This is a genomic window from Microvirga arsenatis, assembly GCF_009910705.1.
Classification (GTDB): domain Bacteria; phylum Pseudomonadota; class Alphaproteobacteria; order Rhizobiales; family Beijerinckiaceae; genus Microvirga; species Microvirga arsenatis.
Map to the genome: position 1 here is coordinate 550,589 of NZ_JAAAXJ010000002.1, position 24,365 is coordinate 574,953.

Here is a 24,365-nt window from a genome sequence, read left to right on the forward strand (position 1 = left end):
ATGCAGGTGCAGCCGCGCCCGCGAATGTCAAATCACACCTCCTGGACTGGGCGCCGGAAGGGCTTATGCCTAGCGGTGCAAACAGGCCTCGAATCATGTCCCATATCATCACCAGCGTCTCCGAACTCGAAAGCCTCTACGGGGAGGTCAACACGGCCTCCCTGCGCAAGGAGACGGACCGGATCATGCCCACCTACCGGGCCCTCATCGAGGCCGCTCCCTTCGTGGCGCTCGCCACCGGCGGGCCGGAGGGTCTCGACTGCTCGCCCCGCGGCGACGGGCCGGGCTTCGTACGGGTGCAGGATGAGAAAACCCTGCTCCTGCCCGACCGGCGCGGCAACAACCGGATCGATTCGCTGAAGAACATCGTGCGCGATCCGCGCGTCGCCCTGCTCTTCCTCATCCCTGGCCTCGGCGAGACCCTGCGCGTGAACGGACGCGCCGCGATTTCCGTCGAGCCGGCGCTACTGGAGAGCTTTTCGGTCGAGGGCAAGCCGCCGCGAACCGTGATCGCGATCGCGGTCGATGCGGTCTATTTCCAGTGCGCCCGCGCGATTCTGCGCTCGGAATTGTGGAACCCGGCCCGGCACGTGCCGCGCGGGAGCCTGCCGAGCGCCGGGCAGATGCTCGCGGCGCTCACGGACAACGAGGCGGGCGGCGAGGCCTACGACAAGGCACTGCCGGAGCGCCAGCGCAGCACGCTCTATTGATGCGCTTTTTGAAGCGCATCGTCGGGAGCGCAAAACCAGGACCACTTTTGCGCACGATGCACTTGACCTGAAACCTCCTGCCCCCGAAAAGGCAGGTCTCGTTTTCGTAAAGTGAGGCTCAAGAACAACCCATGACGATCCAGCGCATCAAGCCCGGCCCGCGCATGAGCGGCGCCGTCGTTCACGGCAACACGGTCTATCTCGCCGGCCAGGTCGCTCAGGAGAGCGCAGGCAAGAGCGTCACCGAGCAGACGAAGGAGATTCTCTCCATCATCGACAGCCTGCTGGCGGAAGCCGGCACGGACAAGTCGAAGATCCTGATGGCCAATATCTGGCTCACGGACATGGGCACGTTCCAGGAGATGAACGCGGTGTGGGATGCCTGGGTGTCGCCGGGCAACACGCCGGCCCGCGCCACCGTTGAGGCGAGGCTCGCGGCGCCCGCCTTCAAGGTCGAGATCGCCGTCATCGCGGCGAAGTAAGATTTACGAGCAGAAAGAAGCGGGCCCCAAGGCCCGCTTCGTTCATTCAAGCCTGCCACAGGTTACGGGCAGGGATGGCGCATGCCGTCGTAGCCGAGATAAGTGCCCGAGGCCGGATCGTACGAGCGGTAGCGCTGGGCGCAGTAGGCATGGGTGTTGCCGCCATAGACCGGGGCGGCCTGAGCCTGCGACTGGGCGATCGCGCCGCCGATGATGGCGCCGGTGGCGAGACCGAGAGCGCCGGCCGCCAGGGCGTTGCCGCGGTCGCGGCGGTAATAGCGGCGGTCACCATAATAGCGACGATCCCCGTAGTAGCGGCCGTCGCCATAGTAGCGCCGCTCCACGTAGCGCGGGCCGCTCCGGTAGACGCGGCGCTCGATATACTGCGAGTAGTCGGCGTTCACGGTGCCGTTTTGGATGGCGGAGACAAGCTCGTTGACCGGCGCCGTCTGCACTTCTGCTGCGGAAGCCGGAGCCAGACCGAAGGTACCGAGAGCAGCGGTCGCGGCCACAGCCATGAAGAATTTACGCATGGGATTTCCTCCAATGTTGCAAGGCGAACGCTCAAGCCGCAAGGTCGTTCCCAATGTTGGGAATTCCGGGCTAGCCCTCGCGGGAACGTGAGGCCGGAAGGTCCGGCGCCTCCCGTTCTGGCCTCGCGGGCATGGCCCGCCGGCCCTCCAGGCGCCCCTGCCCCGTCGGACACAGATCCAGCACCGCGCAGCGCCCGCAGGCGGGGTTCTTGAAGAAGCAGCAGCGCTGTCCGTGCAGCATCATGACCTCGTGATGGTCGTAGACCTGTTGCGCGTCCCATTCCTGCGGCAGGAGCGCGGCGAGCGCCCCATGGGACGGCCCCACCGCCACCGATTGCGGGATGAGGCCCGTGCGCTGGGCGACCCGGTGGTGGTGGCTGTCCACGGGAAGCGCCGCCTTGCGCAGCACCGAGAAGGAGAGCACCGCAGCGCTCGTCTTCGGTCCGATGCCCGGAATGCTCTCGAGCCAGGCCCGCGCCTCCGTGACCGGCATGTCCTTGAGGAAATCGAGGGAGAGGCTGCCGTGCCGCTCCTCGACGGCGCGCAGCACCGCCTGAAGGCGCGGCGCCTTCTGCTCCGGCCAGGTCACTCCTTCGATCGTCGCCTCCACCTCCTCCGTCGGCGCGTTCATGAGCGCGCGCCAATCGCTGAAGCGTGCCCGCAGGGCCTTGAAGGCGCGCCCGGAATCCGCGTTGCGGGTGCGGTGGGACAGGAGCGAGGAGATCAGCTCGCTTAAGGGGTCGAGGGAATGGAAATACGGAATGGGGCAGCCATAGACCGCGCAGAGGCGCTCGTGGATGGCGAGCGCCTTCTCCTTCAGGTCCTGCAGCTCCGGATTCATCCCGGGGCAAGTCGCGAATCGGCGGGGCGGTTCCACAACGCTGTCATCACCGGCCCTGTGCCGGTGATCCCGAGCGGAGAGACGCCGCGCTTTATGTGGTCGGGATGGCCGGGACAAGCCCGGCCATGACGGCTAGGAGGGTGTCATTCCCGGCCGGAGCGTCAGCGGAGAGGAAGGGAATCCACAACCATGCGCTACGCTATGGATCCCCTTCCCTCGCTATGCTCGCCGGGGATGACAACGTCGCTTTACAAAATAAACCGGCTCAGGTCCGTGTTCTTGGCAAGCGACTCCACCTCGCCGCGCACATAGGCAGCGTCGATGGTCACCGTCTCGCCGGAACGGTCGGGGGCGGTGAAGGACACGTCGTCGAGCACGCGCTCGAGCACCGTCTGCAACCGGCGCGCGCCGATGTTCTCGACGGTATTGTTCACCTCGACCGCCACCTGCGCCAGCGCATCGATGGCATCCTCCGTGAACACGAGGTCGACGCCTTCCGTCTTCATCAGGGCGACGGATTGCTTGATCAGGCTCGCCTCCGTCTCCGTGAGGATGCGGCGGAAATCCTCGACGGTCAGCGGTGAGAGCTCGACGCGGATCGGCAGGCGGCCCTGCAGCTCGGGCAGAAGGTCCGAGGGCTTCGACACGTGGAAGGCGCCCGACGCGATGAAGAGGATGTGGTCCGTCTTCACGGGCCCGTATTTCGTCGAGACGGTGGTGCCCTCGATCAGGGGCAGGAGATCGCGCTGCACGCCTTCGCGGGACACGTCCGCGCCGGTGCGGCCCTCGCGGCCGGCGATCTTGTCGATCTCGTCGAGGAACACGATGCCGTTGTTCTCCACCTGGCGCAGGGCCTCCTGCACGATGGCGTCCTGGTCGAGCATCTTGTCGGCCTCTTCCGTCACCAGCGGCTCGTAGGCCTCGCGCACCGTGGTGCGGCGGGTCTTGCGCTGGCCCCCGAAAGCCTTGCCGAACACGTCGGAGAGGTTGATCGCGCCCACCGACGCGCCCGGCATGCCCGGGATCTCGAACATCGGCATCCCACCGCCCGACTGCTGCAGCTCGATCTCGATCTCCTTGTCGTCGAGCTCGTTGGCGCGCAGCTTACGGCGGAACGCGTCACGGGTGACCGCGCTCGCCGTGGCGCCGACGAGCGCGTCGAGCACGCGCTCCTCCGCCGCGATGTGCGCTTTCGCCTGCACCTGGCGGCGGCGCTCCTCCTTCACGAGGCCGATGCCGATCTCCACGAGGTCGCGCACGATCTGCTCCACGTCGCGGCCCACATAGCCCACCTCCGTGAACTTGGTCGCCTCGACCTTGAGGAAGGGCGCGCCCGCGAGCTTGGCGAGACGGCGCGAGATCTCGGTCTTGCCGCAGCCGGTGGGGCCGATCATGAGGATGTTCTTGGGCGCCACCTCCTCGCGCAGTGAACCTTCGAGCTGCTGCCGGCGCCAGCGATTGCGCAGGGCGATGGCGACGGCGCGCTTGGCATCGTTCTGGCCGACGATGTAGCGGTCGAGTTCGGAAACGATTTCGCGGGGAGAAAAGGTGGTCATGATGACGAAAGAATGGGGTGTGGCAGCCGTCGCGCAAGATGTAAGGGAAGAAGTCGCAGGAGAGCGGTGCGAACCGGACGCCAGCCCGCGCTGAGCAGGAGAACGAAGGCACCGAGGGCGAGGAGGGTCACCGGCCAAGTGCGATCAGTAAGGCCTATCTGCGAAATCAGAGATGAAAAGGCGAATCCGGCATAGCTCAAACCCGAGACGAGCATCGCGCGTCTGTCGATTACAACAGCTACGGCAGCGAGCAGAATAAAGATAAGGAGCACTGCCACCGGCATGACCGCCTTAGGCAGGAGATCGTTGTGCACAGCGATGTGCGAGATCAGTGGATGAACGATGAGAGGCGCTGCCAGCATATGCAGTCAGAAGGCAATGTCGTTACGCCGGGTGACTCGCTCTGGATCGGAGAGATCGAAGCGCATCGCCAGAACAAACACAGCGCAGCCTGTAACGAAGATAACCAGCGCCACACCCCATTGTGGAAGGTCAGGGAAGATCGAGAATATCGTTCCAAGAACCGCCGTGACTAGGGCCGTGATGGCCGCTGCAATGGTGATCGGCACCCGAAAGCGCCAATAGTGAACGGCCAGCATCACCATAGTCAGCAGGGCAGAGATGACAACGGAGCCCATCGATTTCGAAGCAATCCCGAGAAGGTCCAGGAATCCAGGCTTCAAGTTCACCGGTTCTATCGCGGCGAAAAGAGTATCCGCTACCTTGAAGAGAGAGACACTGAAGAGACACAGCAGAACAATGCTGGGAAGCGCCATACGCCGGCGCCGAGTGAAGAACTCCGCCAAGAGCCATGATACAACGACAAGCAAGCCCCATGTAGCCAGAGGACCGGTGACTTGCTTCGACAAAAACCAAAGCGCACCCGTAAAGAGCCCAATGCCGAGCGTCACGAAAATATCGCTGAACCCTGTCACGAAGCGCAGCTTCTCGTCGTCCTCCGGCTCAGGTGCCGCCGCAGCGGCCATATCATGGGCCAGTTTGCGCAGGTCACTGACCTGCTGGTTCGTCACAATCCCTCGGACAACTCCCTGTTCGAGGACGGCATCGGTGATCATTAATCGAGGCTTTCTATAACAATATTACTATTGGTATAGACGCATATTTCGGCCGCGATGGAAAGAGATCGGCGCACGATGGTCTCCGGGTCCGTCTCGTATTCGGCGAGCGCCCGCGCGGCCGCGAGCGCGTAGTTGCCGCCCGAGCCGATGGCCATGATGCCGTTTTCCGGCTCCAGCACGTCGCCGGCGCCGGAGAGCAGCAGGCCCACCTCCTTGTCGGCCACCAGCATCATCGCCTCCAGGCGGCGCAGGTAGCGGTCGGTGCGCCAATCCTTGGTGAGCTCGACGCAGGCGCGGGTGAGCTGGCCGGGATATTGCTCGAGCTTGGCCTCGAGGCGCTCGAACAGGGTGAAGGCATCCGCCGTGGAGCCGGCGAAGCCGCCGATCACGCCGCCCTTGGCGAGGCGCCGGACCTTCTTCGCATTGCCCTTCACCACGGTCTGGCCGAGGCTCACCTGCCCGTCGCCGCCGATGACGACGCGGCCTCCTCTCCGGACCATGAGGATGGTGGTGGCATGCATGCGGGGGGCGGCTTCTTCGGACAAGGCAGGGCTCCGGCGGGCGGGAAGTCAGCGTTTGGAACCTCACTTAAGCATTCGCGGCCTGAAAACAACGCGGGGCTTCCCTCCCCCTTGCGGGGAGGGATTGAGGGTGGGGGTCGCAAAGTCGGAACGCTGCGCTCGGTAGATATCGGCGAGGCCCTTCCCTCCACGCCATCACCGGCCTTGTGCCGGTGATCCCGATGCGAAAGGCGCCGCGCCTTATAGCATCGGGATGGCCGGGACAGGCCCGGCCATGACGCAAATATCTCACCCAGTCGCACCACCCCCACCCCTGCCCCTCCCGCAAGGGGGAGGGAAACACGTCGGTGGTGGCAATTCTCCACGCTCCTTGCTAGAACGCCTCGTCTCTTGTTCCCAAAGGATTTGGATGATGCGCTCCGCGAGCGTCAGCCGTCGCACCGCCGAGACCGATATCGCCCTGTCGATCGCCCTCGACGGCACCGGCAAGGCCGAGATCTCCACGGGGGTCGGCTTCCTCGACCACATGCTCGAACTCTTTGCCCGACACGGCCAGTTCGACCTGACCGTGAAGGTCGCCGGCGACCTGCATGTGGACCAGCATCATACCACCGAGGATACCGGGATCGCCTTAGGACAAGCCATCCTGAAGGCGCTTGGCGACAAGAAGGGCATCACGCGCTATGCCGACATCCATCTGCCGATGGACGAGACCCTGACGCGCGTCGCCCTCGACATCTCGGGCCGTCCCTTCCTCGTGTTCCGGACCCGCTTCCCTACGGAGAAGATCGGCGCCTTCGACACCGAGCTGGTGCGCGAGTTCTTCCAGGCCTTGGCCATCCAGGCGGGGCTCACCCTCCATGTGGAGACGCTCTACGGCGAGAACAGCCACCATATCGCCGAGAGCTGCTTCAAGGGGCTGGGCCGGGTTCTGCGTCAGGCCGTCGCCCTGGACCCAAGGGAGGAGGGCCGCGTTCCCTCCACCAAGGGAACGCTCTAGATCCGTTGAAGAGACCTCCTGCCGGGCACCCCGCCGGACAGGACCTTGAGGATACGCTGCCATGACCACCTATACCCTGCACCTCCCGCGCGATGCGCGGCCGGGTGATCCGAGCGCTTTGGACGAATCCGAGCTCGTGAAGGATGCGTTCTCCTGGGGCGCCTTCCTCTTCACCTTCCTGTGGTTCTTCGTCCACCGGCTGTGGCTTGCGGGCCTGGCCGTGCTGCTCCTCGTTCTGGCCTTCGGCGGCCTCATGGCCGCCCTGGACGTGCATCCGCTGGCCGCCTCTGTCGCCCAGCTCCTGCTGCAGGCCCTGATCGGGCTCGAGGCCAACAGCCTCAGGCGGTGGACGCTCGCCCGCCGCGGCCGGCCGGCCGTCGATGCCGTCACGGCCGCCGACCAGGACGAGGCGGAGACAAAGGCCTTCGCCCGCTGGCTCGATGCCAAGTCGGCCCCCCTGCCCCGCAGCCCGGCGCCGTCGCCGATCCTGTCCACCCCGAGGCGGTCCGAGCCGGTGATCGGCCTCTTCCCCGATGCGGAGCGTCCCCGGTGAGCGTCGTCATCATCGATTACGGGTCCGGCAACCTGCATTCCGCCGCCAAGGCCTTCGAGCGGGCGGCCAGGGAGGCGGAGCTCGACTTACCCATTGCCGTCTCGTCCGATCCGAACGCCGTCGCCAGGGCCGACCGGATCGTGCTGCCCGGCGTCGGCGCCTTCGCCGATTGCCGCCGCGGCCTCGATTCCGTGCCCGGCATGGTGGAGGTGCTGCAGCGGCGCGTCCACGAGGACAAGCGCCCCTTCTTCGGCATCTGCGTCGGCATGCAGCTCATGGCCACACGAGGCCTCGAGCACACCACAAGCTACGGTCTCGACTGGATCCATGGCGACGTGAAACCCATCGCGCCGAATAATCCCTCCTTGAAGATCCCGCATATGGGCTGGAACACGCTGACCCAGACGAAGCCGCACCCCCTGCTCGACGGCATCCCCCTGGGTCCCGACGGGCTGCATGCCTATTTCGTCCATTCCTATGCGCTGACGCCGGCAGACCCGGCCGACGTGGTCGCCACCACCGATTACGGCGGGCCGGTGACCGCCATCGTCGGGCGGGACAACCTCGTCGGCGCGCAGTTCCATCCCGAAAAGAGCCAGGCGCTCGGCCTCAAGCTCATCGCCAATTTTTTGAGGTGGCGTCCGTGATCCTCTATCCTGCCATCGACCTCAAAGAGGGCCGCTGCGTCCGCCTGATCCAGGGCGACATGGACCAGGCCACGGTCTTCAACGACGATCCCGCCGACCAGGCCGCCACCTTCGAGGCGCAAGGGTTCGAGTGGCTGCACGTGGTCGATCTCGACGGGGCCTTCGCCGGCAAGCCGATGAATGCGGAAGCCGTCGAAAACATCCTGAAGCGCGTGAAAATTCCCGTGCAGCTCGGCGGCGGCATCCGCGACATGAAGACCGTGGAGGGCTGGCTCGGCAAGGGCGTGTCCCGCGTCATCATCGGCACGGCCGCCGTGCGCGATCCCGACTTCGTGCGCGAGGCCGCGCGGCTCCATCCGGGCAGGATCGCGGTCGGCATCGACGCCAAGGACGGAAAGGTCGCCGTGGAGGGCTGGGCCCAGACCTCGACCCTCTCGGCCGAAGAACTCGGCCGCCGGTTCGAGGATGCGGGCGTCGCCGCCATCATCTACACGGACATCGCCCGCGACGGCATCCTGAAAGGTCTCAACTTCCCGATGACCTTGAGTTTAGCCCGCGCGGTCTCGATTCCGGTCATCGCCTCGGGGGGCCTCGCCTCCATGGCCGACATCGAGCGCCTCGCCCAGCCCGACTGCGCCGTGCTCGACGGCGCCATCTCCGGCCGCGCGCTCTATGACGGGCGCATCGACCCGGTCGAGGCGCTGGCGCTGTTGAGACAAGTGCCCGCTCCATCCTCCCCTTGAGGGGGAGGGTCGACGCTGCGCGAGCAGCGGCGGGGTGGGGTGGAAATACCCCGTTCTGCACGCCTCGCGCATCCACCCCATCCCGGACCCTGCGGTCCGACCTTCCCCCTCAAGGGGAAGGTGATTAAGAGTGAACCATGCTGAAAGTTCGCCTCATTCCCTGCCTCGACGTGAAGGACGGGCGCGTCGTGAAGGGCGTGCAGTTCGTCGACCTCGTCGATGCGGGCGATCCGGTGGAGGCCGCCAAGGCCTATGACGCGGCCGGTGCCGACGAGCTCTGCTTCCTCGACATCACGGCGAGCCACGAGGCGAGGGGGATCCTGCTCGACGTGGTGCGGCGCACGGCGGAGGCCTGCTTCATGCCGCTCACCGTGGGCGGCGGTGTCCGGACCGTGGAGGACATCCGCAACCTGCTGCTCGCCGGCGCCGACAAGGTGTCGATCAACACCGCCGCGGTGAAGAACCCGGATTTCGTGCGCGAGGCCGCGGAAAAATTCGGCAGCCAGTGCATCGTCGTCGCCATCGACGCCAAGCGGGTGTCGGGCGAGGGCGAGCCTCCGCGTTGGGAGATCTTCACCCATGGCGGGCGCAACGCCACCGGCATCGACGCCATCGCCTTCGCCAGGCAGGTGGCGGCGCTCGGGGCAGGGGAGTTGCTCGTCACCTCCATGGACCGGGACGGCACCAAGGGCGGCTACGATCTCGCGCTGGTGCGCGCCATCGCGGACGCGGTCTCCGTTCCCGTCATCGCGTCGGGCGGCGTCGGCAATCTCGACCACCTGGTCGACGGCGTCGAGAAGGGCCATGCCAGCGCGGTGCTCGCGGCCTCCATCTTCCACTTCGGCACGCACACGATCTCCGAGGCCAAGGGGTATATGGCGGAAAAGGGTCTGAAGATGCGGCTGGACCCGGTTCTGTAGGTCCATGGCCGTCGATCCGAGCGCCCTGGATGGCGTCAGCCGCGATGTCGTCGCCTATCTCGCAGAGCACAGGCCCGCATGGCTCGACCATGCGAAATCCTTGCCCGACGAGGTATCCGACGCGCAGTTCGTGGAGATCGCGTTTCCCAATCCGCCCGGCACCGAGGGGCAGGAGCCGCTCTGGATCTCCACCTATGGCGCCGAGGTCACGGTGGGCATGGATACCCACCACACCCATTTTCCCTGGCCGACGGGCTACAATGGCGAGGACGGCCGACCGGCCGCGATCGGCCATGCCGATGCGCTGATGCGGGAGGAGAAGGTCATCGTCTCGATCTGGGAAGAGGGACGAGCCCGGGCGAGTTCATGGGACGTGCCGCAGCGGCTTTCGGCCTACGAGGAATACCCGGACGGGCCGATGGAGCTGCGCATCCGGTCCTGGCGCGGCAGTTACAACAGGACTTTGCGGTTCGATTGGGATAGTTACCTCAGGATCATCAGAGGCACCGCCCCATGACCGCCTTCACCCTTGAAGATCTCGCCCGCATCGTCGCCGAGCGCGCCGCAGCGCCGGCCTCCGAGTCCTACACGGCCAAGCTCATCGGCGGTGGACCCGCCAAGGCCGCCAAGAAGCTGGGCGAGGAGGCGGTGGAAGCCGCCATCGCGGCCGTGCAGGGCGACCGCGAAAACCTCACGGCGGAAGCGGCGGACGTGCTGTATCATCTTTTGGTCGTGTTGCAGGGCGCCGATATTCCGCTAAGTGACGTCATGGCCGAACTGGAGCGCCGCACGGCGCAGTCGGGTCTCGCGGAGAAAGCCGCCCGCAAGGCCTAAACCGGAAAGAGGTGGTTCGCATGGACCAGCCCAACGTGGTTTCCACCCCCGAGACCGATAACGGCCTCTCGCCCTACCGGGTCTTTTCCCGCGACGAATGGGCGAAGCTGCGCGCCGACGCGCCGATGACGCTGACCGCCGAGGAGGTGGTGCAGCTGCAATCCCTCAACGATCCGATCTCGCTGGACGAGGTGGCGGCGATCTACCTGCCGCTCTCGCGCCTGCTCTCCCTCTACGTCGCGGCGACGCAAGGCCTGTTCAAGGCGACCCAGCGCTTCCTGCTGGCCGAGAAGGAGCAGAAGGTACCCTACATCATCGGCGTGGCGGGCTCGGTGGCGGTGGGCAAGTCCACCACCGCCCGCGTGCTGAAGGCGCTGCTCGCCCGCTGGCCCAACACCCCGAAGGTGGACCTCGTCACCACGGACGGCTTCCTCCTGCCCAACGCGGAGCTGACGCGGCTGGGACTCATGGAGCGGAAAGGCTTTCCGGAGAGCTACGACACCGGAAAACTCCTGCACTTTTTGGCCGACATCAAGGCGGGCAAGCGCAACGTGAAGGCGCCGCTCTATTCCCATCTCGTCTACGACGTGGTGCCCGGCGAGGAGACCGTGGTCGACCGGCCGGACATCCTCATCGTCGAGGGGCTCAACGTGCTCCAGCCGGCGCGCATGCCCAAGGACGGCACGGCCATTCCCTTCGTGTCCGACTTCTTCGACTTCTCGGTCTATATCGACGCCGACGAGGCGGACCTGCACCGCTGGTACGTGAACCGCTTCCTGCGCCTGCGCCACACCGCCTTCCGCGACCCGCTCTCCTATTTCCGCCGCTATGCGGAGCTGCCCGAGGCGGAGGCGATCGCCATCGCCGACGGGTTGTGGAACCGCATCAACCTGGTGAACCTGCAGGAGAACATCGTGCCAACCCGCCAGCGGGCGAGCCTGATCCTGAAGAAAGGCCCGAGCCACCGGATCGAGACGGTGGCGCTGCGGCGGCTGTGACCACGCCAACCATTTCGCAATCTTAGGCGTTGTGCCTCCGGATGAACGGAGGATGCATGGCGAACCACCCCGTCGACGAAAAGCTCGAGCGCAGCGCCGAGCACGCGAAGGAAGCGGCCGCCCAGACCCAGGAGGCGGCGGAGCACACCCAGGCCGCGGCCAAGACGACCGCCCAAGCCACCGTTCAGTTGAAGGACAGCGCCGACCGGCGCACGGAGCTTGCCGCGAACCGCACCGTCTTCGCCGCCGAGCGCACCTACGCCGCCTGGGTGCGCACGGGCCTGGCCTCGCTCGCCTCCGGCATCGGCGCGAAGAAGCTCCTGGAGGGCGTCGTGCCGGACTGGATGATCATCTCCACCGGCTCGATCCTGGTGCTCTTCAGCGCCTTCTGCTTCGCGGCCGCCGTCTGGCGCCAGCTTTTCCAGGGCGCACAGCCGCCTCAGCCCGACGTGCCGCGCATTCCGCCGTTCCTGTTCGTGCTCTTCAACGGCTTCCTGGCGCTGGTCGCGCTGGCGGCCCTGATCAGCATCTGGTTCGGGCGGACGGGCGGGGATTGAGCACGATTTCTCCTCCCCCTTGCGGGGAGGAGCTAGAGGTGGGGGTGGTCTGACTGGGTTGAGCTACGGCTGAGTCAGGCGCGGGAACACCTCTCCCTGAGGGAGAGGTGAGGTGCTGTAGCAGCCTTCATGCCTTCTGGATCAAGTGCGCATTCCAACTTTGCGACCCCCACCCTCAATCCCTCCCTGCAAGGGGGAGGGAAGAGCGCCTCGCTGCCGTTACCCCAACAAACCCTGCTGCTGCGCCAGCTCCTTGAGGCTCGTCTGCGGGCGGGCGCCGAGATGGCTGATGATCTCGGCGGCGGCGAGCCCCCCGAGGCGGGCGCAGTCGGTGAGATCCATATTCTTCACGAGGCCGGCGAGGAAGCCCGAGGCGAAGAGGTCGCCGGCGCCGGTGGTGTCGACCACGCGCTCCACGGGGAAGGCCGGCACGGCCCTGGTCTCGCCGCGGCTCACGATCAGCGCCCCTTCGGCCGAGCGGGTGATGGCGCCGAGCACGTTCTCCTCGCGCAAAGCCGCGAGCGCCGTGTCGGCGTCCGACGTGCCGTAGAGGCTCTGCAGCTCGTGGATGTTGGCGAAGAGGATGTCGAGGCTCCCATCCCGCATCAACCCTAGGAACTCGTCGCGGTAGCGGTCGACGCAGAAGGCGTCGGAGAGGGTGAGCGCCACCTTGTTGCCGGCCTCGTGCGCGATCTTGACCGCCTTGCGGAAAGCCTCCTTCGCGGCCGGCGGGTCCCAGAGATAGCCTTCGAGATAGACGATGCTGGAAGCGCGCACCGTGTCCGGGTTCACGTCGTCGGGGGTGAGGTTCTGGCAGGCGCCGAGATAGGTGTTCATGGTGCGCTCGCCGTCCGGCGTCACCAGGATGAAGCTGCGCGCCGTGGCGGGGCCGTCCTCGGCGAGGGCCACGTCGTAGTGAACGTCGATGGCCTTGAGGTCGTGGGCGAAGAGTTTTCCCGTCTCGTCGTTCTTCACCTTGCCGATGAAGCCCGCCTTCACGCCGAAGGAGGCCGCGCCCGCCGCCGTGTTGGCGCCCGACCCGCCCGACACGATGATCGCCGGGCCCATGTCGTTGTAGAGCTCCTCCGCCCGCGCCTCGTCGATGAGCTGCATGGCGCCCTTGTGCACCTTCTTGCTGAGCAGGAAGGCCTCGTCCGTATGGGCGAGCACGTCAACGATGGCGTTGCCGAGGGTGAGAACGTCGATGCGGGTCTGGGACATGAGCCACCGGGGTTATGGAAAGACGGGGCGCTTTCGCATCCGGGGCAGGGGAGGTCAAGGGCTGAGGCGGCGCAGCGTTTTCCCTCCCCCTTGCGGGGAGGGGTTAGGGGTGGGGGTGGTTAGACCGGGTGAGCGGTCAGGCAAGAATGGCGTTGTATTGATCGCATGCTTTCATAATGAGGTGCACCACTCCGACTTTACGACCCCCACCCTCAATCCCTCCCCGCAAGGGGGAGGGAAGAGAGACCGTCATACACAGCCTTCCGCTCCCGCTCCTGCGCCTGGTCGAGGACGGACAGCATCTGCTCGAGCTCGTCCGGCGTGAGGCCGCGGATCTCCCGCGCCAGGCGGTTGGCCAGAAGCGTCGCGCGCGGGTCCGTGTTGGCCGTGTCGATCTTCACGCGCGGATCGGAGAGGTCGGCAAGGCGGGTGAGCTCGTCGGCCTCGTCCCAGATGATGTGGAAATACTGCAGCACGCCCTGGATCAGGGTCCAGGTGGGCTTGCCGCGCTCGCCGCGCTCCAGGGCCGAGAGATAGGCGCTCGACACGCCCAGATGCGCCGCCATGTCCTTGAGCATCAGGCCGCGCTCGCGGCGCAGCTGCCGCACCCGTTCGCCGAAGGGAGTCATTGATTTACCCCACACCCCGCCGCCGGCGGAGCCTGACATAGAGTGCACCGGATCCGCCATGCTGGGGAGAGGCCTCCTCGAAGCCGATCACCAGGGGGCGCAGGTCGGGCAGGCGCAGCCAGTGCGGCACCATGCGCCTCAAGACCCCGCGCTCCTCGAACGATCCGTTGCTCACCGCAGCGCCCCCCTTGCCGGTGATCACGAGAACGAGGGCATGGCCGGAGCTCTGCGCCCGGTGCAGGAAGCTCAGGAGGGCGAAATGCGCCTCCTCCTGGCGCATCCCGTGCAGGTCGATCACGCTGTCCACGTCCCTCCGGCCCCGGCGCAGGGCCTGGAGCGTCTTGCGCTCCACGGGAGCCAGCGGCGGCAGGGCGGGTTTCTGGGGCGGGAGAGGGGGCAGGACGGCAACGGGCGCGGTCCTCTGCGGAGCAGGGGCCGTGGCGGGCTTCTCCTCGGGCTCGGGCTCCGGCGGCAGCGCTTTGCCCTGCATGGGCCTCACGTGCCGGGCCACGTGGGACCAGAGCCGCTTCTCCTCGGGGCTGAGCTGGCGGGTGCGGCTTTTGCGGGTCATGAACGGGGCTTGGGCTGAAGAACCACGAAGCGCACGGGATGGCGCAGGAGTCCGGCGCGGCGCCCCGCCTCCGCGCCGCTGCCGAAGAAGAAGTCGCCCCGGGCGGGACCGACGATGGCCGAGCCCGTATCCTGCGCGATCATGAGCCGCTGCAGGGGCTCCGCCTCGTCGAGGGTAAGGGGCAGCCGGCCGTCGAGCCAGACCGGCAGGCCATAGGGCCAGAGGGAGCGGTCCACCGCCAGGCTCCGGCCCGGCACGAGGGGATGGCCCGCCCCGCCGATGGGACCGTCCTCGGGGGCGAGCTCCGCCGCCTCGCGGAAGAAGATGTAGGAGCGGTTCTGCCGCATCAGGGCCCTGGCGGGCTCCGGGTTGTCCTTGAGCCAGCCCATGAGCTTGTCGAGGGTCATGGTCTCCAGGTCCATCTCGCCCCGCTGCACCAGCAGGCGGCCGATGGAGGTGTAGGGGTGGCCGTTGCGCCCGGCATAGGCCACGCGCATCACCGAGCCGTCGGTGAGGCGGATGCGGGCCGAGCCCTGCACATGGATGATGAAGGCCTCGCCCGGCTCGCGGAGCCAGACGATGGGCTTGGCCTGCGTCCCGAGGGCGCCTTCCTCGATCGCGGCCCGGTCGGGATAGGGCTCGTAGCCGCTCCCGGTGCGCCGGGCGGCCTGGAGGCCCTTGTCGATCCCCGGCAGGGTCTCCCCCTGCGGGATGGTGACCAGATCCTCCGGCCGGTCGAGGAGGGGAACCCTATAGGGGCCGTCAGGGGTGCGGGAGCCCCTGAACTCGGGCTCGTAATAGCCGGTGAGAAAGCCGCCGCCGCCATGGGGAACGACCGCATAGGGCCGGAAATGGGCCTCGAAGAAGCGCCTCGCTTCCGCCCGGCCCGCGTCGGGGTTCCTGAGGGCCTCGCGGCAGACGGAGAGAAGACCGGGCTGCGGCGGCTGCGCCGGCCGCAGGGCCTGGGCGCTGGCGTCGAGCGCGCGGCAGGAGCGCAGGAAGGCCCGGAAGGCGGCGGCGTGGTCGTCCGCCTCCCAGCCGGCAAGATCCTGGAAGGCGAGGGGTTCCAGGCGCGCAAGGTCCGTCGGCGCCGGGCCGGCCGCAGCCCCTGACATGATCAGCGCCCAGACGGCGAGGCTGGCAAGAAGTGCCCGGCCCGCATCCCTCATTGCCCCGCTTCGGTCGCCACGAGGAGCCAGTTGGGATCGCGGCTGCCGAGCGTGCGGGCGAAGGTCCAGACATCGGTGACGTCGGCCACGGCCTCGGGGCTGCCGTCGACCACGGTGCCGGAGGCGTCGCGGGTGGCGGTGATCAGCTTGGAGAGGAAGCGCACCACGATCTGGGCCGTCTTGCCCTGGAGCTCCACGCCCGCGATCTCCGCCTTGTCGATGGAGACGAAGGTGGTCTCCACCGTCTCGCCCCGGCGCTCGCGCTCGGTGATGGCGCGCTCGAAGCCCTCGTAAACCTCGCGGGAGAGCAGGTCCTTGAGGGTCTTGCGGTCCCCTTGGGCGAAGGCGGTGACGATCATCTCGTAGGCGGCCTTGGCGCCCTCGAGGAACTCGGCGGCGTCGAAGCCGGGCTCGAGCCGCGCGATGCCGTCCAGGGACTGGGCCATGGGCGTGCCCGGCTCGGCGATGCCCTTCCAGCGCTCCGCCGGCGGAACCTCGGCCGCCGGGCGGGCGCCGTTGGCGCCGGGGAGGCGCACCACATTGTGATCGGGCTCGGCAGGCGCATTGCCCGGACGCAGGGGCGCATCCCGGCGCAGCGGGTCGAAGGGCGGCTGCTCGTTGCCGGTTTTCTGCCCGAGCACGGAGCGCAGGCGCCAGATGACGAAGACGGCGAGTACGATGAAAATGAGGGTCGTGATGTCGAAGGAATCCTGCATCGTCGATCCGTTGTGAGCCTGCCCGCGCCCGAACGTCGCCGGGCGTTGTGCCGAGGAGGCGAAGGTGTCATCCTTCGCATATGGGGTCTTGAGGTCGTAACATCCACCTCCGGCCCCGACAAGCAAGGCGCCGCCTCAAATCTTGCTTCGCCCATGAGAAGCATGGTAGCGCGGAAGTCCATGGCCCGAAGCGAGCCGGCGCTTTGCCGACGTAATGTTCTGTCCGGGCCCGACGAGACCCCTTAGGGAGCAAGACACCATGGCCGAGAATCCGGCAAACAACGGAGCGCCCGCGCTCAACGCCCTTGCGCAATACTGCAAGGACTTCTCCTTCGAGAACCCCAACGCGCCCCGCTCCCTCCAGCCCCAGACCGAGGGCCCGCAGATCAACCTGCAGGTGAACGTCAACGCCAAGCAGCTTGCCGAGGCCGATTTCGAGGTCGACCTGACGCTGGAAGGCGATGCCAAGGTCGGCGGCAAGGACGTGCTGTTCGCCTTCGAGCTCACCTATTCCGGCGTGTTCCGGGTCCAGAACATCCCGCAGGACCAGCTGCACCCGGTGGTGATGATCGAGTGCCCGCGCCTGCTCTTCCCCTTCGCCCGCCAGATGGTGGCCGACGCGGTGCGCAACGGCGGCTTCCCGCCCCTCTACATCGACCCGATCGACTTCGTCGCCCTCTACCGCCAGCGCGCGGCGGAGGTGCAGGCGCAGCAGAACGGCGGCGGCCAGACCCTGTCGTAAGAAGAATCCAGCTTTATTGCGATCTTTGGGTGGAGCGGGCAACCGCTCCACCTTTTTTATTGCTTAGATCGTTCTGAAACGTCTTGATTTATGGTCCTAGGGACTATAGATTGACGATCTCGCTCTTCTAAGGAAGGGCGCAATAAGCTTCCAGAGGAATCTATCGGGAGAACGCCATGAGAATAATCAAAACACGAAGAAGCGCAGGGGATGCGCTGAAGGGCCGACATAAAAACCTATATAGCAAAGGACGCTGCTCGCGAGGCGCGTAAGAACAAGATCAGTGATGAAGACCTGTGCGAAGCCATCGCCCGCGCAGAAAAAGGCCACATCGATGCCGAGGTCGGGAAGTTCCTGATCAAGCAGCGGATGGGCCGCTCCGGAGATTACCGGGCTGTTATCGTCTACAAGCGGGGCGACAGAGCGGTGTTTCTCCACATCTTTCCGAAGAGCCGGAAAGCCAACCTGTCCTCATACGAGAAAACCGTCTTTCGAGATGCGGCCAAGGTGCTTGCGAACCTCGCAGATGTACACATTCCGGCATTGACCAATACCGGAGAATGGATCGAGATTGATTATGAAAAGTACCAGAAAGACCTATCGGAGCGACCCGCTTCGATCAGTCCATCTGGCGATGAAGGGCCTCCACAAAGTCGGCGCAATCGATAAGGCAACGATGCGCCACTTCGATGTGGCGTGCCTCACCCCTGTGGACCCTATTGAACCGGATGACGTGAGGCGAATTCGTGAGAAATCCCTCATGAGTCAAGCAACCTTTGCAGCGGCTCTCAACGTCACTGCCAGTATGGTGAGCAAGTGGGAGCGCGGGGAGAAGAAGCCGACTGGCTCCGCGCTTAAGCTGCTGGCTCTCGCTGATAAAAAAGGGATCGAGACTATCCTCTAAGCCTCGACCTTAAGGTGTGGCTATTCAGCTAATTGTCCGAAATATCTAGGCTCAGCATATACACTCCGCTCTTCCGAAGCCGATGCTTTCTATGAGGAAGCCTCCGGCTTCGTCTCGCCGAGATATTCGCGCCAGATGGCGCCGGGCCCGAGCGACTGGATGAAGGCCTCGTGCGCGGCGCGCTCGGCCTCGGTCAGGCGCGGGATCAGGGTGCGCGGGCGGGCGTCCCGGGCGGCCGCGCCCGCCGCGCGGCGGGCGGAGGGCTGGAGCGACAGGTCGAAGCCCACCTGGCGGCCGCCGATCAGCTCGATATAGACCTCGGCCAGGATCTCGGCGTCGAGCAGCGCCCCGTGCTTGGTGCGGCGGGAATTGTCGATGCCGTAGCGGGCGCAGAGCGCATCGAGGCTGTTGGACGCGCCCGGATGCTTGCGCCGGGCCATGGAAAGGGTGTCCACCACGTCGGCGAGGTTGAAGGCCGGGTGCCCGGTGCGGGCGAATTCCGCATTGAGGAAGCCGATGTCGAAGGCCGCGTTGTGGATCACGAGCCGGGCATCGCCGACGAAGGCGGCGAACTCGTCGGCCACCGCCGCGAAGACCGGCTTGTCGGCGAGGAACTCGTCGGAGATGCCGTGGACGGCGAAGGCCCCGGGCGAGACCGGCCGTTCCGGGTTGATGTAGACGTGATAGCTGCGCCCCGTCGGGATGTGGTTGAGGAGCTCGACGCAGCCGATCTCGATCACCCGGTCGCCCTTGGCGGGATCGGTGCCGGTGGTTTCGGTATCGAGGACGATTTCACGCGACATCGCAAAACTCTTCATCACAAGCGGTGGCGCCGGCCCGGCCGGCCGGCGAGGCAGGCGAGGATGGTGCGCACCTGCGCTTCGGCGGAGGCAAATCCGCGGCTGGAATCGACGAGGAAATGGGCGCGCTCGCGCTTGTCCCGGTCGGGCATCTGCTTGGCCAGGATGGCAGAAAACTTCTCCGCCGTCATGCCGGGCCGGGCGAGCACCCGCGCGCGCTGCACCTCGGCCGGGGCGGTGACCACGAGGGTGGCGTCGCAGCGTTTCTCGCCCCCCGTCTCGAACAGGAGGGGAATGTCCAGCACCACGACGGGCGCGAGCGCCGAGGCTTGGCGGAGAAATGCCTCCTCCTCCTCGCGCACCAGCGGATGCACGATGGCCTCGAGCTCCCGCATCCGCGCCGGATCGGCGAGCACTGCGGCCCCGAGCCGCGCCCGGTCGACGGCGCCGTCCGTGACGGTGCCGGGAAAGGCCTTTTCGATCAGCGGCGCGGCGCGGCCGCGGTAGAGCCGGTGCACCGCGGCATCCGCATCATGGACGGGGATTCCGAGCCGGCGGAAGAGAGCGGCGGTGGCGGATTTCCCCATGCCGATGGAGCCGGTCAGCCCGAGCACGAAGGTCATCGGGCGCCCTCGATATCGGCGAGGATCAGGGCGCGCAGCTCCGGCGTGACCTCGGGCCTCACGCCGAACCAGCGCTCGAAGCCCGGCACCGCCTGGTGCAGCAGCATGCCCAATCCGTCCACCGTTCTCAGACCCTGCTGCGCCGCCGCGGCCAGGAGCGGCGTCTGCAGGGGAACGTAGACGATGTCGGCGACGGCGGCGTGGCGCGGCGCACCGGCCAGGTCGAGGGCGAGCGGCGGCTGGCCCGCCATGCCCAGCGAGGTGGTGTTGACGATGAGCTGGGCATGCGGGATCACCCGCCCGAGGGCCTCCCAGGCCGAGGTTTCGAGCGCGACCCGGCTGCCCGGCCGGAGATCGCGGACCAGGTCCTCCGCCTTCGACAGGGTGCGGTTCGCCACGAAGATCCGCTTGAGAGCCCGGTCCTGGAGGCCCGCCACCACGGCCCGGGCCGCGCCTCCCGCGCCCAGCACGAGGGCGGTGTCCACAGCCTGTTCCCAGCCGGCCCCCAGGCTGGCGTCGAGATGGGCCATGAAGCCCGTCACGTCCGTGTTGTCGCCCCAGAGCAGCCCGTCCTCCAGCCAGAGGGTGTTGACGGCGCCCACGCGCTGCGCCCGCGCCGTGCGGCGGTCCACGGCGGAAAAGGCGATCTCCTTGTGGGGGAGGGTGACGTTTCCGCCGGCATAGCCCCGGGCGGAGAAGCCGCGCAGGAATTCCCCGAAATCCACAGGCGCCACGTCGATGCGCTCGTAGGAGCCGTCGAGGCCGTAGGCCTTCAGCCAGTGCCCGTGGATCAGCGGCGAGCGGGAATGCTTGATCGGATGGCCGACGACGAAGGCCTTGGGCATGGTGCGTCCTTACAGGGCAAGGCAGCCGAGACGGCGCAGGGCGGCGAGCAGGGGCAGGAGGGGAAGGCCGAGGATCGTCGAATGGTCCCCCTCCACCGCCTCGAAGAGATGAACGCCAAACCCTTCGAGCTGGTAAACGCCCACGCTCCTGAGCACCTCGGGGCCGGCGAGGTCGAGATAGAGCGCGATCCCCTCCTCGGTGAGCGGCCGCATGGCAAGATGCGCGCTCCTGGAGAAGCGCTCGACCACCTGCCCGCCGATGGCGAGGCTTCCGGCGGAATGGAGATCGTGCCGGCGTCCCGCCAGGCGCCCGAGCTGCGCCTGGGCATCCGACCGGCCGGCGGGCTTGTGGAACACCTCGCCCTCGCAGGCGAGCACCTGATCGGCCCCGAGCACCACCCGCGCCGGATGGCGGCGGCTCACCGCAAGCGCCTTCTCGTCGGCGAGCCGGGCGGCGAGCGCGACCGGATCGAGGTTTTGCCGGGCCGCCTCCGCCTCGACCGCCCGCTCGTCCACGCCGGGCGCCTGCGTCTCGACGGGAAGGCCCGCGCTCACGAGCAGCGCGAGGCGGGTGGCGCTGGTGGAGGCCAGCAGGAGCTTTTCGGCCGGGGTCCAGAGGGCGGGCATGGGCTACCTCGCCGCAAGGCGCTGGCGGTGGTCGCGGTAGAGATCGATGATCGCCGCGGCCGTCTCCTCGATGGAGCGGCGGGTCACGTCGATCACCGGCCAGCCGTTGCGGGCGAAAAGCCTGCGGGAGGCCGCCAGTTCCTCCGCCACGGCCTCGCGGTCCACGTAGGAGGTGTCGTCATCGGCCTTGAGGCTGAGGAGCCGGTTCTGCCGGATCTGGATGATCCGCTCCGGCGTCGCCACGAGGCCCACGATCAGGGCCGTCCTCGCCGTCTCCAGCACCGCCGGCGGCGGCACGCCGGGCACGAGCGGGATGTTCGCGGTCTTGAGGCCGCGATTGGCGAGATAGACGGAGGTGGGCGTCTTGGAGGTGCGGCTCACGCCGACCAGGATCACGTCCGCCTCGTCCAGGTCGTGCGGCAGGTGTCCGTCGTCGTGCAGCAGGGTGAAGTTCATGGCGTCGATGCGCTTGAAATATTCCGCGTTCAGCATGTGCTGCGCGCCGGGCCGGGCGGTGGAATGGGCGCCGAGATAGGACGAGAGGAGCTGGTGCACCGGCTCGAGCACGGAGAGATAGGGCGAGCCGGTGGCGCGGCAGACCTCCTCGAGGCGGGAGGCGAGGTCGCGCTCGACGAGGGTGTAGAGCACGATGCCGGGCGCGGTCTCGATCTCGCTGATCACGCGCTCGAGCTGGGTGGTGGAGCGCACGAGCGGATAGACATGCTCGATCGCCGCGACGCCTTCATACTGCGCCACCACCGCGCGGGCGACGGTGATCAGCGTCTCGCCCGTCGAGTCGGAGACGAGATGGAGATGGAAGTAGCTGCGTCCCACGGCCCGCGGCCTCCATGAAGAGGAGTCGATCAGTGTGGATAAAACGCTTGGGCGGCGAGGTCCAGCAAAAGGCCCTGTGGGATTCAGGCCAACCCATCAACAGGGCTCCCCGTTGTGCGATTCCGGAATCGGCCTTTTGGGAGAATCCGGTACGAATCACCCGGACGTTTTCGATTCAGGTTTGGTTAAGCTTCGTTAACGGGCTGTTAAGATTTAAGATTCCGGAAAGGATTGTGGCGGCCCTGCCCCATCCGTTAATGAACCCTTAAACCCGACCCCTGTGTGGACCGCTTGTGGACGGGGTTGCGGCTTTGCGATTCACGGCCCAAGAGAAACATCAGATTCTTAGATTCAAAGAATTTCTTTTAAGAGAGGGCCTGTGAGCGAGCGTCCCACCAAAGCTGTCTTACGCGTGCTGAACGGCGAGCCGGTCTGGCCGCTGCCGATCTGGATCATGCGCCAGGCCGGCCGCTACCTGCCGGAATACCGGGCGACCCGAAGCCAGGCCGGCTCCTTCCTCGACCTGTGCTACAATCCGAGGCTTGCCGAGGAGGTGACGCTCCAGCCGATCCGCCGCTTCGGCTTCGACGCCTCGATCCTGTTCTCCGACATCCTGGTCATTCCCCATGCGCTGGGACAGGACGTGCGCTTCGTCGAGAACGAGGGACCGAAGCTCGATCCCGTCACGTCGAGCAAGGATTTCCCGCGGCTTGCCGACGAGCTGCCCCTGGAGCGGCTCGACCCGGTCTTCGAGACCCTGGACCGCCTGAGCAGGAGCCTGCCGAAGGAGACCACGCTCCTCGGCTTCTGCGGCGCGCCCTGGACGGTGGCGAGCTACATGATCGCCGGCAAGGGCACCCCGGACCAGGCGCCGGCGCGGCTCACGGCCTATCGCGACCCGGCCTTCATGGACGCGCTCATCGACCGCCTGGTGCGGGCCTCCACCGCCTATCTCATCCGCCAGATCGATGCGGGCGCGGAAGCCGTGCAGATCTTCGAGAGCTTCGGCTCGGCCCTGCCGCCGGCGCTGTTCGACCGCCTGTCGCTCGATCCGATCCGCCGCATGGTGGACGGCCTCAAGCAGGCGCGGCCGCAGGCCAAGGCGATCGTGTTCGTGCGCGGCGGCGGCGCCAATCTCCACCGCTTCGCCGCGGCCGGCATCGGCGATGCGCTGGCCCTCGACTGGACCCTCGACCCTGCGGTCGTGCTGCCGACCCTGCCGAATACTGTCGCGACTCAGGGCAATCTCGACCCGCTGGCGCTGATCGCGGGGGGCGAGGCGCTGACGCAGGGCGTCGATCATGTCCTCGCGGCGGCCCGCGGCCGCCCGCACATCTTCAATCTCGGCCACGGCATCCTGCCGGAGACGCCGATCGAGCACGTGGAGCGGATGATCGCCCGCGTGCGGGGGGCTTGAGTTTCCATGCTGTACGACTGGCTCAAGGCGTTCCACGTGATCGCCGTCATCGCGTGGATGGCGGGCATGCTCTACCTGCCGCGCCTCTTCGTCTATCACTGCGACGCGCCCAAGGGCTCGATCCAGTCCGAGACCTTCAAGATCATGGAGCGGCGCCTGCTGAAGGCGATCATCAACCCGGCCATGACCGTGGTGTGGGTGCTCGGCCTGTACCTGATCTGGGAGGGCGGCTGGTACAGATCCGGCTGGCTGCACGCGAAGGTGCTCCTCGTGCTGATCCTCTCCGGCGTCCACGGGGTCTATGTGCGCCGGCTGAAGGAGTTTGCCGCCGACAGGAACACGCGGCCCGCCAAATATTATCGCATCCTCAACGAGGTGCCGACCGTGCTGATGATCGGCATCGTGATCCTGGTGATCGTGAAGCCGTTTTGAGATCGGGACGGTGAACGAGCTCGCCACCCTCGCGGCCCGCAACAATGCCCTGTGGTGCGACGCGGTCTGCCGCGCCGACGGCAGGCCCGGCGAGTTCCGCGACGATCTTTGGCTCAACCGGCACGGCACGCCCCGGTTCTATCCGGATGCGGTGACCCTGACCGGCCATCCGGGGCTGGCGGACGTTGTGGCTTCCCTGGTCGGGACGGATCCCGGCCGGGGCTGGGCCGTCAAGGACAGTTTTGCCGCCATCGACCTGTCGCCGCTGGGCTTTCAGCCCCTGTTCGATGCGCAATGGCTGTTCCTGGAACCTCCTGCCGCCGGGAGCGTGCCGGAGGAGGTCGCCGTCGTCGAGAACGCGCGGGACCTGACGGCGTGGAGCCATGCCTGGTCCGGCCCGGGGGCATCCCCGGAGCCGTGCCCGTTCGGGACGGCGCTCCTGAGCGATCCCGACATCGTCTTCGCGTCGTTCCGGCAGGACAGGAGCATTGTCGCCGGAGGCATCCTGAACCGGGGCGGCGGGGCCGTCGGCTTGTCGAACCTCTTTGCTCCCGCCGACCGCATCGACGCTGTCTGGAGGGGGATGGCGGCGCTGGCGGCCCGGCGTTTTCCGGGGCTGCCCCTCGTCGGCTACGAGCGCGAGGCGGAACGCGAAGCCGCCACCCGCAACGGCTTCGTGCCGGTCGGGGATCTCAGGATCTGGCATCGCCCCGGCGGATGACGGTCGCGCTTTTTTGAGGCGTCAGGTCTTGAGACTTTTCCGGAAAAAGGCTAAATAAGGGGTCTCTTCCTCAAAGACAGGTGCGCTGCACGGGCCCTCAGGGCTCCCCAGTCACGGTTCGTGAACCCGGCGGCCCTGTC

At 66.8% G+C, this 24,365-nt stretch carries 32 protein-coding genes; 17 read left to right on the forward strand and 15 right to left on the reverse strand.

Annotated elements, in window-relative coordinates:
- Positions 1 to 95: 95 nt before the first annotated feature.
- Both GR303_RS05915 and GR303_RS05920 read left to right on the forward strand, forming a co-directional pair.
- The gene (locus GR303_RS05915) at positions 96 to 710 is read left to right on the forward strand and encodes a pyridoxamine 5'-phosphate oxidase family protein (RefSeq protein WP_161725507.1); all 615 of its coding nucleotides are present in this window, start codon (positions 96 to 98) and stop codon (positions 708 to 710) included.
- A 131-nt stretch (positions 711 to 841) separates the two neighbouring features.
- Positions 842 to 1,192, forward strand: a complete 351-nt coding sequence (locus GR303_RS05920; protein WP_161725506.1) for a RidA family protein — start codon at positions 842 to 844, stop codon at positions 1,190 to 1,192.
- A 62-nt stretch (positions 1,193 to 1,254) separates the two neighbouring features.
- Here the strand turns inward: GR303_RS05920 and GR303_RS05925 are convergent, their stop codons facing one another.
- The 5 genes from GR303_RS05925 to hslV form a co-directional block, all read right to left on the reverse strand.
- Complete coding sequence (locus tag GR303_RS05925) at positions 1,255 to 1,725, reverse strand: BA14K family protein (RefSeq protein ID WP_246205732.1); 471 nt, start codon at positions 1,723 to 1,725, stop codon at positions 1,255 to 1,257.
- Between the two features lie 70 nt (positions 1,726 to 1,795).
- The gene (locus GR303_RS05930; protein WP_161725505.1) at positions 1,796 to 2,566 is read right to left on the reverse strand and encodes an endonuclease III domain-containing protein; all 771 of its coding nucleotides are present in this window, start codon (positions 2,564 to 2,566) and stop codon (positions 1,796 to 1,798) included.
- Positions 2,567 to 2,814: 248 nt separating this feature from the next.
- Positions 2,815 to 4,122, reverse strand: a complete 1,308-nt coding sequence (gene hslU / locus GR303_RS05935) for an ATP-dependent protease ATPase subunit HslU (RefSeq protein ID WP_161725504.1) — start codon at positions 4,120 to 4,122, stop codon at positions 2,815 to 2,817.
- A gap of 368 nt (positions 4,123 to 4,490) precedes the next feature.
- Positions 4,491 to 5,198, reverse strand: coding sequence for a hypothetical protein (locus tag GR303_RS05940; protein ID WP_246205731.1), 708 nt, complete (start codon positions 5,196 to 5,198; stop codon positions 4,491 to 4,493).
- Positions 5,198 to 5,722 carry an ATP-dependent protease subunit HslV gene (gene hslV / locus GR303_RS05945; protein WP_161725519.1) on the reverse strand — a complete coding sequence of 175 codons (525 nt, stop codon included), beginning with the start codon at positions 5,720 to 5,722 and terminating at the stop codon, positions 5,198 to 5,200. Before hslV ends, GR303_RS05940 begins: the two co-directional genes overlap by 1 nt.
- 412 nt (positions 5,723 to 6,134) lie before the next feature.
- On the opposite strand from hslV, the gene hisB reads away from it, so the two are divergent.
- The 9 genes from hisB to GR303_RS05990 all read left to right on the forward strand — a co-directional run bounded on the left by hisB (position 6,135) and on the right by GR303_RS05990 (position 11,974).
- Positions 6,135 to 6,722, forward strand: coding sequence for an imidazoleglycerol-phosphate dehydratase HisB (gene hisB, locus GR303_RS05950; protein WP_161725518.1), 588 nt, complete (start codon positions 6,135 to 6,137; stop codon positions 6,720 to 6,722).
- Between the two features lie 61 nt (positions 6,723 to 6,783).
- Positions 6,784 to 7,275 carry a DUF2628 domain-containing protein gene (locus GR303_RS05955; protein ID WP_161725503.1) on the forward strand — a complete coding sequence of 164 codons (492 nt, stop codon included), beginning with the start codon at positions 6,784 to 6,786 and terminating at the stop codon, positions 7,273 to 7,275.
- Positions 7,272 to 7,922 carry an imidazole glycerol phosphate synthase subunit HisH gene (gene hisH, locus GR303_RS05960; RefSeq protein ID WP_161725502.1) on the forward strand — a complete coding sequence of 217 codons (651 nt, stop codon included), beginning with the start codon at positions 7,272 to 7,274 and terminating at the stop codon, positions 7,920 to 7,922. The genes GR303_RS05955 and hisH overlap by 4 nt, the downstream gene beginning before the upstream one ends.
- The gene (hisA, locus tag GR303_RS05965) at positions 7,910 to 8,665 is read left to right on the forward strand and encodes a 1-(5-phosphoribosyl)-5-[(5-phosphoribosylamino)methylideneamino]imidazole-4-carboxamide isomerase (RefSeq protein WP_343038486.1); all 756 of its coding nucleotides are present in this window, start codon (positions 7,910 to 7,912) and stop codon (positions 8,663 to 8,665) included. Before hisH ends, hisA begins: the two co-directional genes overlap by 13 nt.
- 137 nt (positions 8,666 to 8,802) lie before the next feature.
- Positions 8,803 to 9,585 (forward strand): imidazole glycerol phosphate synthase subunit HisF, encoded by a 783-nt coding sequence (gene hisF / locus GR303_RS05970; RefSeq protein ID WP_161725500.1) that lies wholly within the window; start codon positions 8,803 to 8,805, stop codon positions 9,583 to 9,585.
- Between the two features lie 4 nt (positions 9,586 to 9,589).
- The gene (locus GR303_RS05975; protein WP_161725499.1) at positions 9,590 to 10,102 is read left to right on the forward strand and encodes a hypothetical protein; all 513 of its coding nucleotides are present in this window, start codon (positions 9,590 to 9,592) and stop codon (positions 10,100 to 10,102) included.
- The gene (locus tag GR303_RS05980) at positions 10,099 to 10,419 is read left to right on the forward strand and encodes a phosphoribosyl-ATP diphosphatase (protein WP_161725498.1); all 321 of its coding nucleotides are present in this window, start codon (positions 10,099 to 10,101) and stop codon (positions 10,417 to 10,419) included. Before GR303_RS05975 ends, GR303_RS05980 begins: the two co-directional genes overlap by 4 nt.
- A gap of 20 nt (positions 10,420 to 10,439) precedes the next feature.
- Positions 10,440 to 11,417: a type I pantothenate kinase gene (gene coaA / locus GR303_RS05985; RefSeq protein WP_161725497.1), complete on the forward strand. Its 978-nt coding sequence runs from the start codon at positions 10,440 to 10,442 to the stop codon at positions 11,415 to 11,417.
- A gap of 56 nt (positions 11,418 to 11,473) precedes the next feature.
- A complete protein-coding gene (locus tag GR303_RS05990; protein ID WP_161725496.1) occupies positions 11,474 to 11,974 on the forward strand; it encodes a YidH family protein in 501 nt (166 codons plus the stop codon).
- A 219-nt stretch (positions 11,975 to 12,193) separates the two neighbouring features.
- On the opposite strand, the gene GR303_RS05995 is transcribed toward GR303_RS05990, so the two are convergent.
- From GR303_RS05995 to GR303_RS06015, 5 genes are all read right to left on the reverse strand, one after another.
- A complete protein-coding gene (locus GR303_RS05995) occupies positions 12,194 to 13,195 on the reverse strand; it encodes an adenosine kinase (RefSeq protein ID WP_161725495.1) in 1,002 nt (333 codons plus the stop codon).
- Positions 13,196 to 13,407: 212 nt separating this feature from the next.
- Positions 13,408 to 13,824 (reverse strand): helix-turn-helix domain-containing protein, encoded by a 417-nt coding sequence (locus tag GR303_RS06000; RefSeq protein ID WP_161725494.1) that lies wholly within the window; start codon positions 13,822 to 13,824, stop codon positions 13,408 to 13,410.
- A 4-nt stretch (positions 13,825 to 13,828) separates the two neighbouring features.
- On the reverse strand, positions 13,829 to 14,395 hold the full coding sequence (locus GR303_RS06005; protein WP_161725493.1) for a Smr/MutS family protein: 567 nt from the start codon (positions 14,393 to 14,395) through the stop codon (positions 13,829 to 13,831).
- On the reverse strand, positions 14,392 to 15,564 hold the full coding sequence (gene mltA / locus GR303_RS06010) for a murein transglycosylase A (protein ID WP_161725492.1): 1,173 nt from the start codon (positions 15,562 to 15,564) through the stop codon (positions 14,392 to 14,394). Before mltA ends, GR303_RS06005 begins: the two co-directional genes overlap by 4 nt.
- The gene (locus GR303_RS06015; protein ID WP_161725491.1) at positions 15,561 to 16,280 is read right to left on the reverse strand and encodes a Tim44/TimA family putative adaptor protein; all 720 of its coding nucleotides are present in this window, start codon (positions 16,278 to 16,280) and stop codon (positions 15,561 to 15,563) included. The genes mltA and GR303_RS06015 overlap by 4 nt, the downstream gene beginning before the upstream one ends.
- Before the next feature lie 259 nt (positions 16,281 to 16,539).
- Here GR303_RS06015 and secB point away from each other — a divergent pair, with 259 nt between their 5' ends.
- The 3 genes from secB to GR303_RS06030 all read left to right on the forward strand — a co-directional run bounded on the left by secB (position 16,540) and on the right by GR303_RS06030 (position 17,926).
- Complete coding sequence (gene secB, locus GR303_RS06020; protein ID WP_161725490.1) at positions 16,540 to 17,022, forward strand: protein-export chaperone SecB; 483 nt, start codon at positions 16,540 to 16,542, stop codon at positions 17,020 to 17,022.
- A 279-nt stretch (positions 17,023 to 17,301) separates the two neighbouring features.
- A complete protein-coding gene (locus GR303_RS25390) occupies positions 17,302 to 17,691 on the forward strand; it encodes a type II toxin-antitoxin system RelE/ParE family toxin (RefSeq protein ID WP_425515142.1) in 390 nt (129 codons plus the stop codon).
- Positions 17,600 to 17,926, forward strand: coding sequence for a helix-turn-helix domain-containing protein (locus GR303_RS06030; protein ID WP_161725489.1), 327 nt, complete (start codon positions 17,600 to 17,602; stop codon positions 17,924 to 17,926). Before GR303_RS25390 ends, GR303_RS06030 begins: the two co-directional genes overlap by 92 nt.
- Positions 17,927 to 18,015: 89 nt before the next feature.
- Here GR303_RS06030 and dnaQ read toward each other — a convergent pair whose 3' ends face one another.
- From dnaQ to GR303_RS06055, 5 genes are read right to left on the reverse strand one after another with little or no spacing between them, the layout of a single operon-like run.
- Positions 18,016 to 18,729: a DNA polymerase III subunit epsilon gene (dnaQ, locus tag GR303_RS06035; protein ID WP_161725488.1), complete on the reverse strand. Its 714-nt coding sequence runs from the start codon at positions 18,727 to 18,729 to the stop codon at positions 18,016 to 18,018.
- Positions 18,730 to 18,743: 14 nt separating this feature from the next.
- The gene (gene coaE / locus GR303_RS06040; RefSeq protein ID WP_161725487.1) at positions 18,744 to 19,349 is read right to left on the reverse strand and encodes a dephospho-CoA kinase; all 606 of its coding nucleotides are present in this window, start codon (positions 19,347 to 19,349) and stop codon (positions 18,744 to 18,746) included.
- Positions 19,346 to 20,194, reverse strand: a complete 849-nt coding sequence (locus tag GR303_RS06045) for a shikimate dehydrogenase (protein WP_161725486.1) — start codon at positions 20,192 to 20,194, stop codon at positions 19,346 to 19,348. The genes coaE and GR303_RS06045 overlap by 4 nt, the downstream gene beginning before the upstream one ends.
- A gap of 9 nt (positions 20,195 to 20,203) precedes the next feature.
- Positions 20,204 to 20,821 (reverse strand): Maf family protein, encoded by a 618-nt coding sequence (locus tag GR303_RS06050; RefSeq protein ID WP_161725485.1) that lies wholly within the window; start codon positions 20,819 to 20,821, stop codon positions 20,204 to 20,206.
- A 3-nt stretch (positions 20,822 to 20,824) separates the two neighbouring features.
- The gene (locus tag GR303_RS06055) at positions 20,825 to 21,655 is read right to left on the reverse strand and encodes a pyruvate, phosphate dikinase/phosphoenolpyruvate synthase regulator (protein WP_161725484.1); all 831 of its coding nucleotides are present in this window, start codon (positions 21,653 to 21,655) and stop codon (positions 20,825 to 20,827) included.
- A gap of 379 nt (positions 21,656 to 22,034) precedes the next feature.
- On the opposite strand from GR303_RS06055, the gene hemE reads away from it, so the two are divergent.
- The 3 genes from hemE to GR303_RS06070 are packed head-to-tail and all read left to right on the forward strand — an operon-like array spanning position 22,035 to position 24,225.
- Entirely contained in the window at positions 22,035 to 23,072 is a 1,038-nt protein-coding gene (gene hemE, locus GR303_RS06060; RefSeq protein WP_161725483.1) for a uroporphyrinogen decarboxylase, read from the forward strand.
- A 9-nt stretch (positions 23,073 to 23,081) separates the two neighbouring features.
- The gene (gene hemJ, locus GR303_RS06065) at positions 23,082 to 23,504 is read left to right on the forward strand and encodes a protoporphyrinogen oxidase HemJ (protein ID WP_161725516.1); all 423 of its coding nucleotides are present in this window, start codon (positions 23,082 to 23,084) and stop codon (positions 23,502 to 23,504) included.
- A 10-nt stretch (positions 23,505 to 23,514) separates the two neighbouring features.
- A complete protein-coding gene (locus tag GR303_RS06070; RefSeq protein ID WP_161725482.1) occupies positions 23,515 to 24,225 on the forward strand; it encodes a hypothetical protein in 711 nt (236 codons plus the stop codon).
- Positions 24,226 to 24,365: the final 140 nt, after the last annotated feature.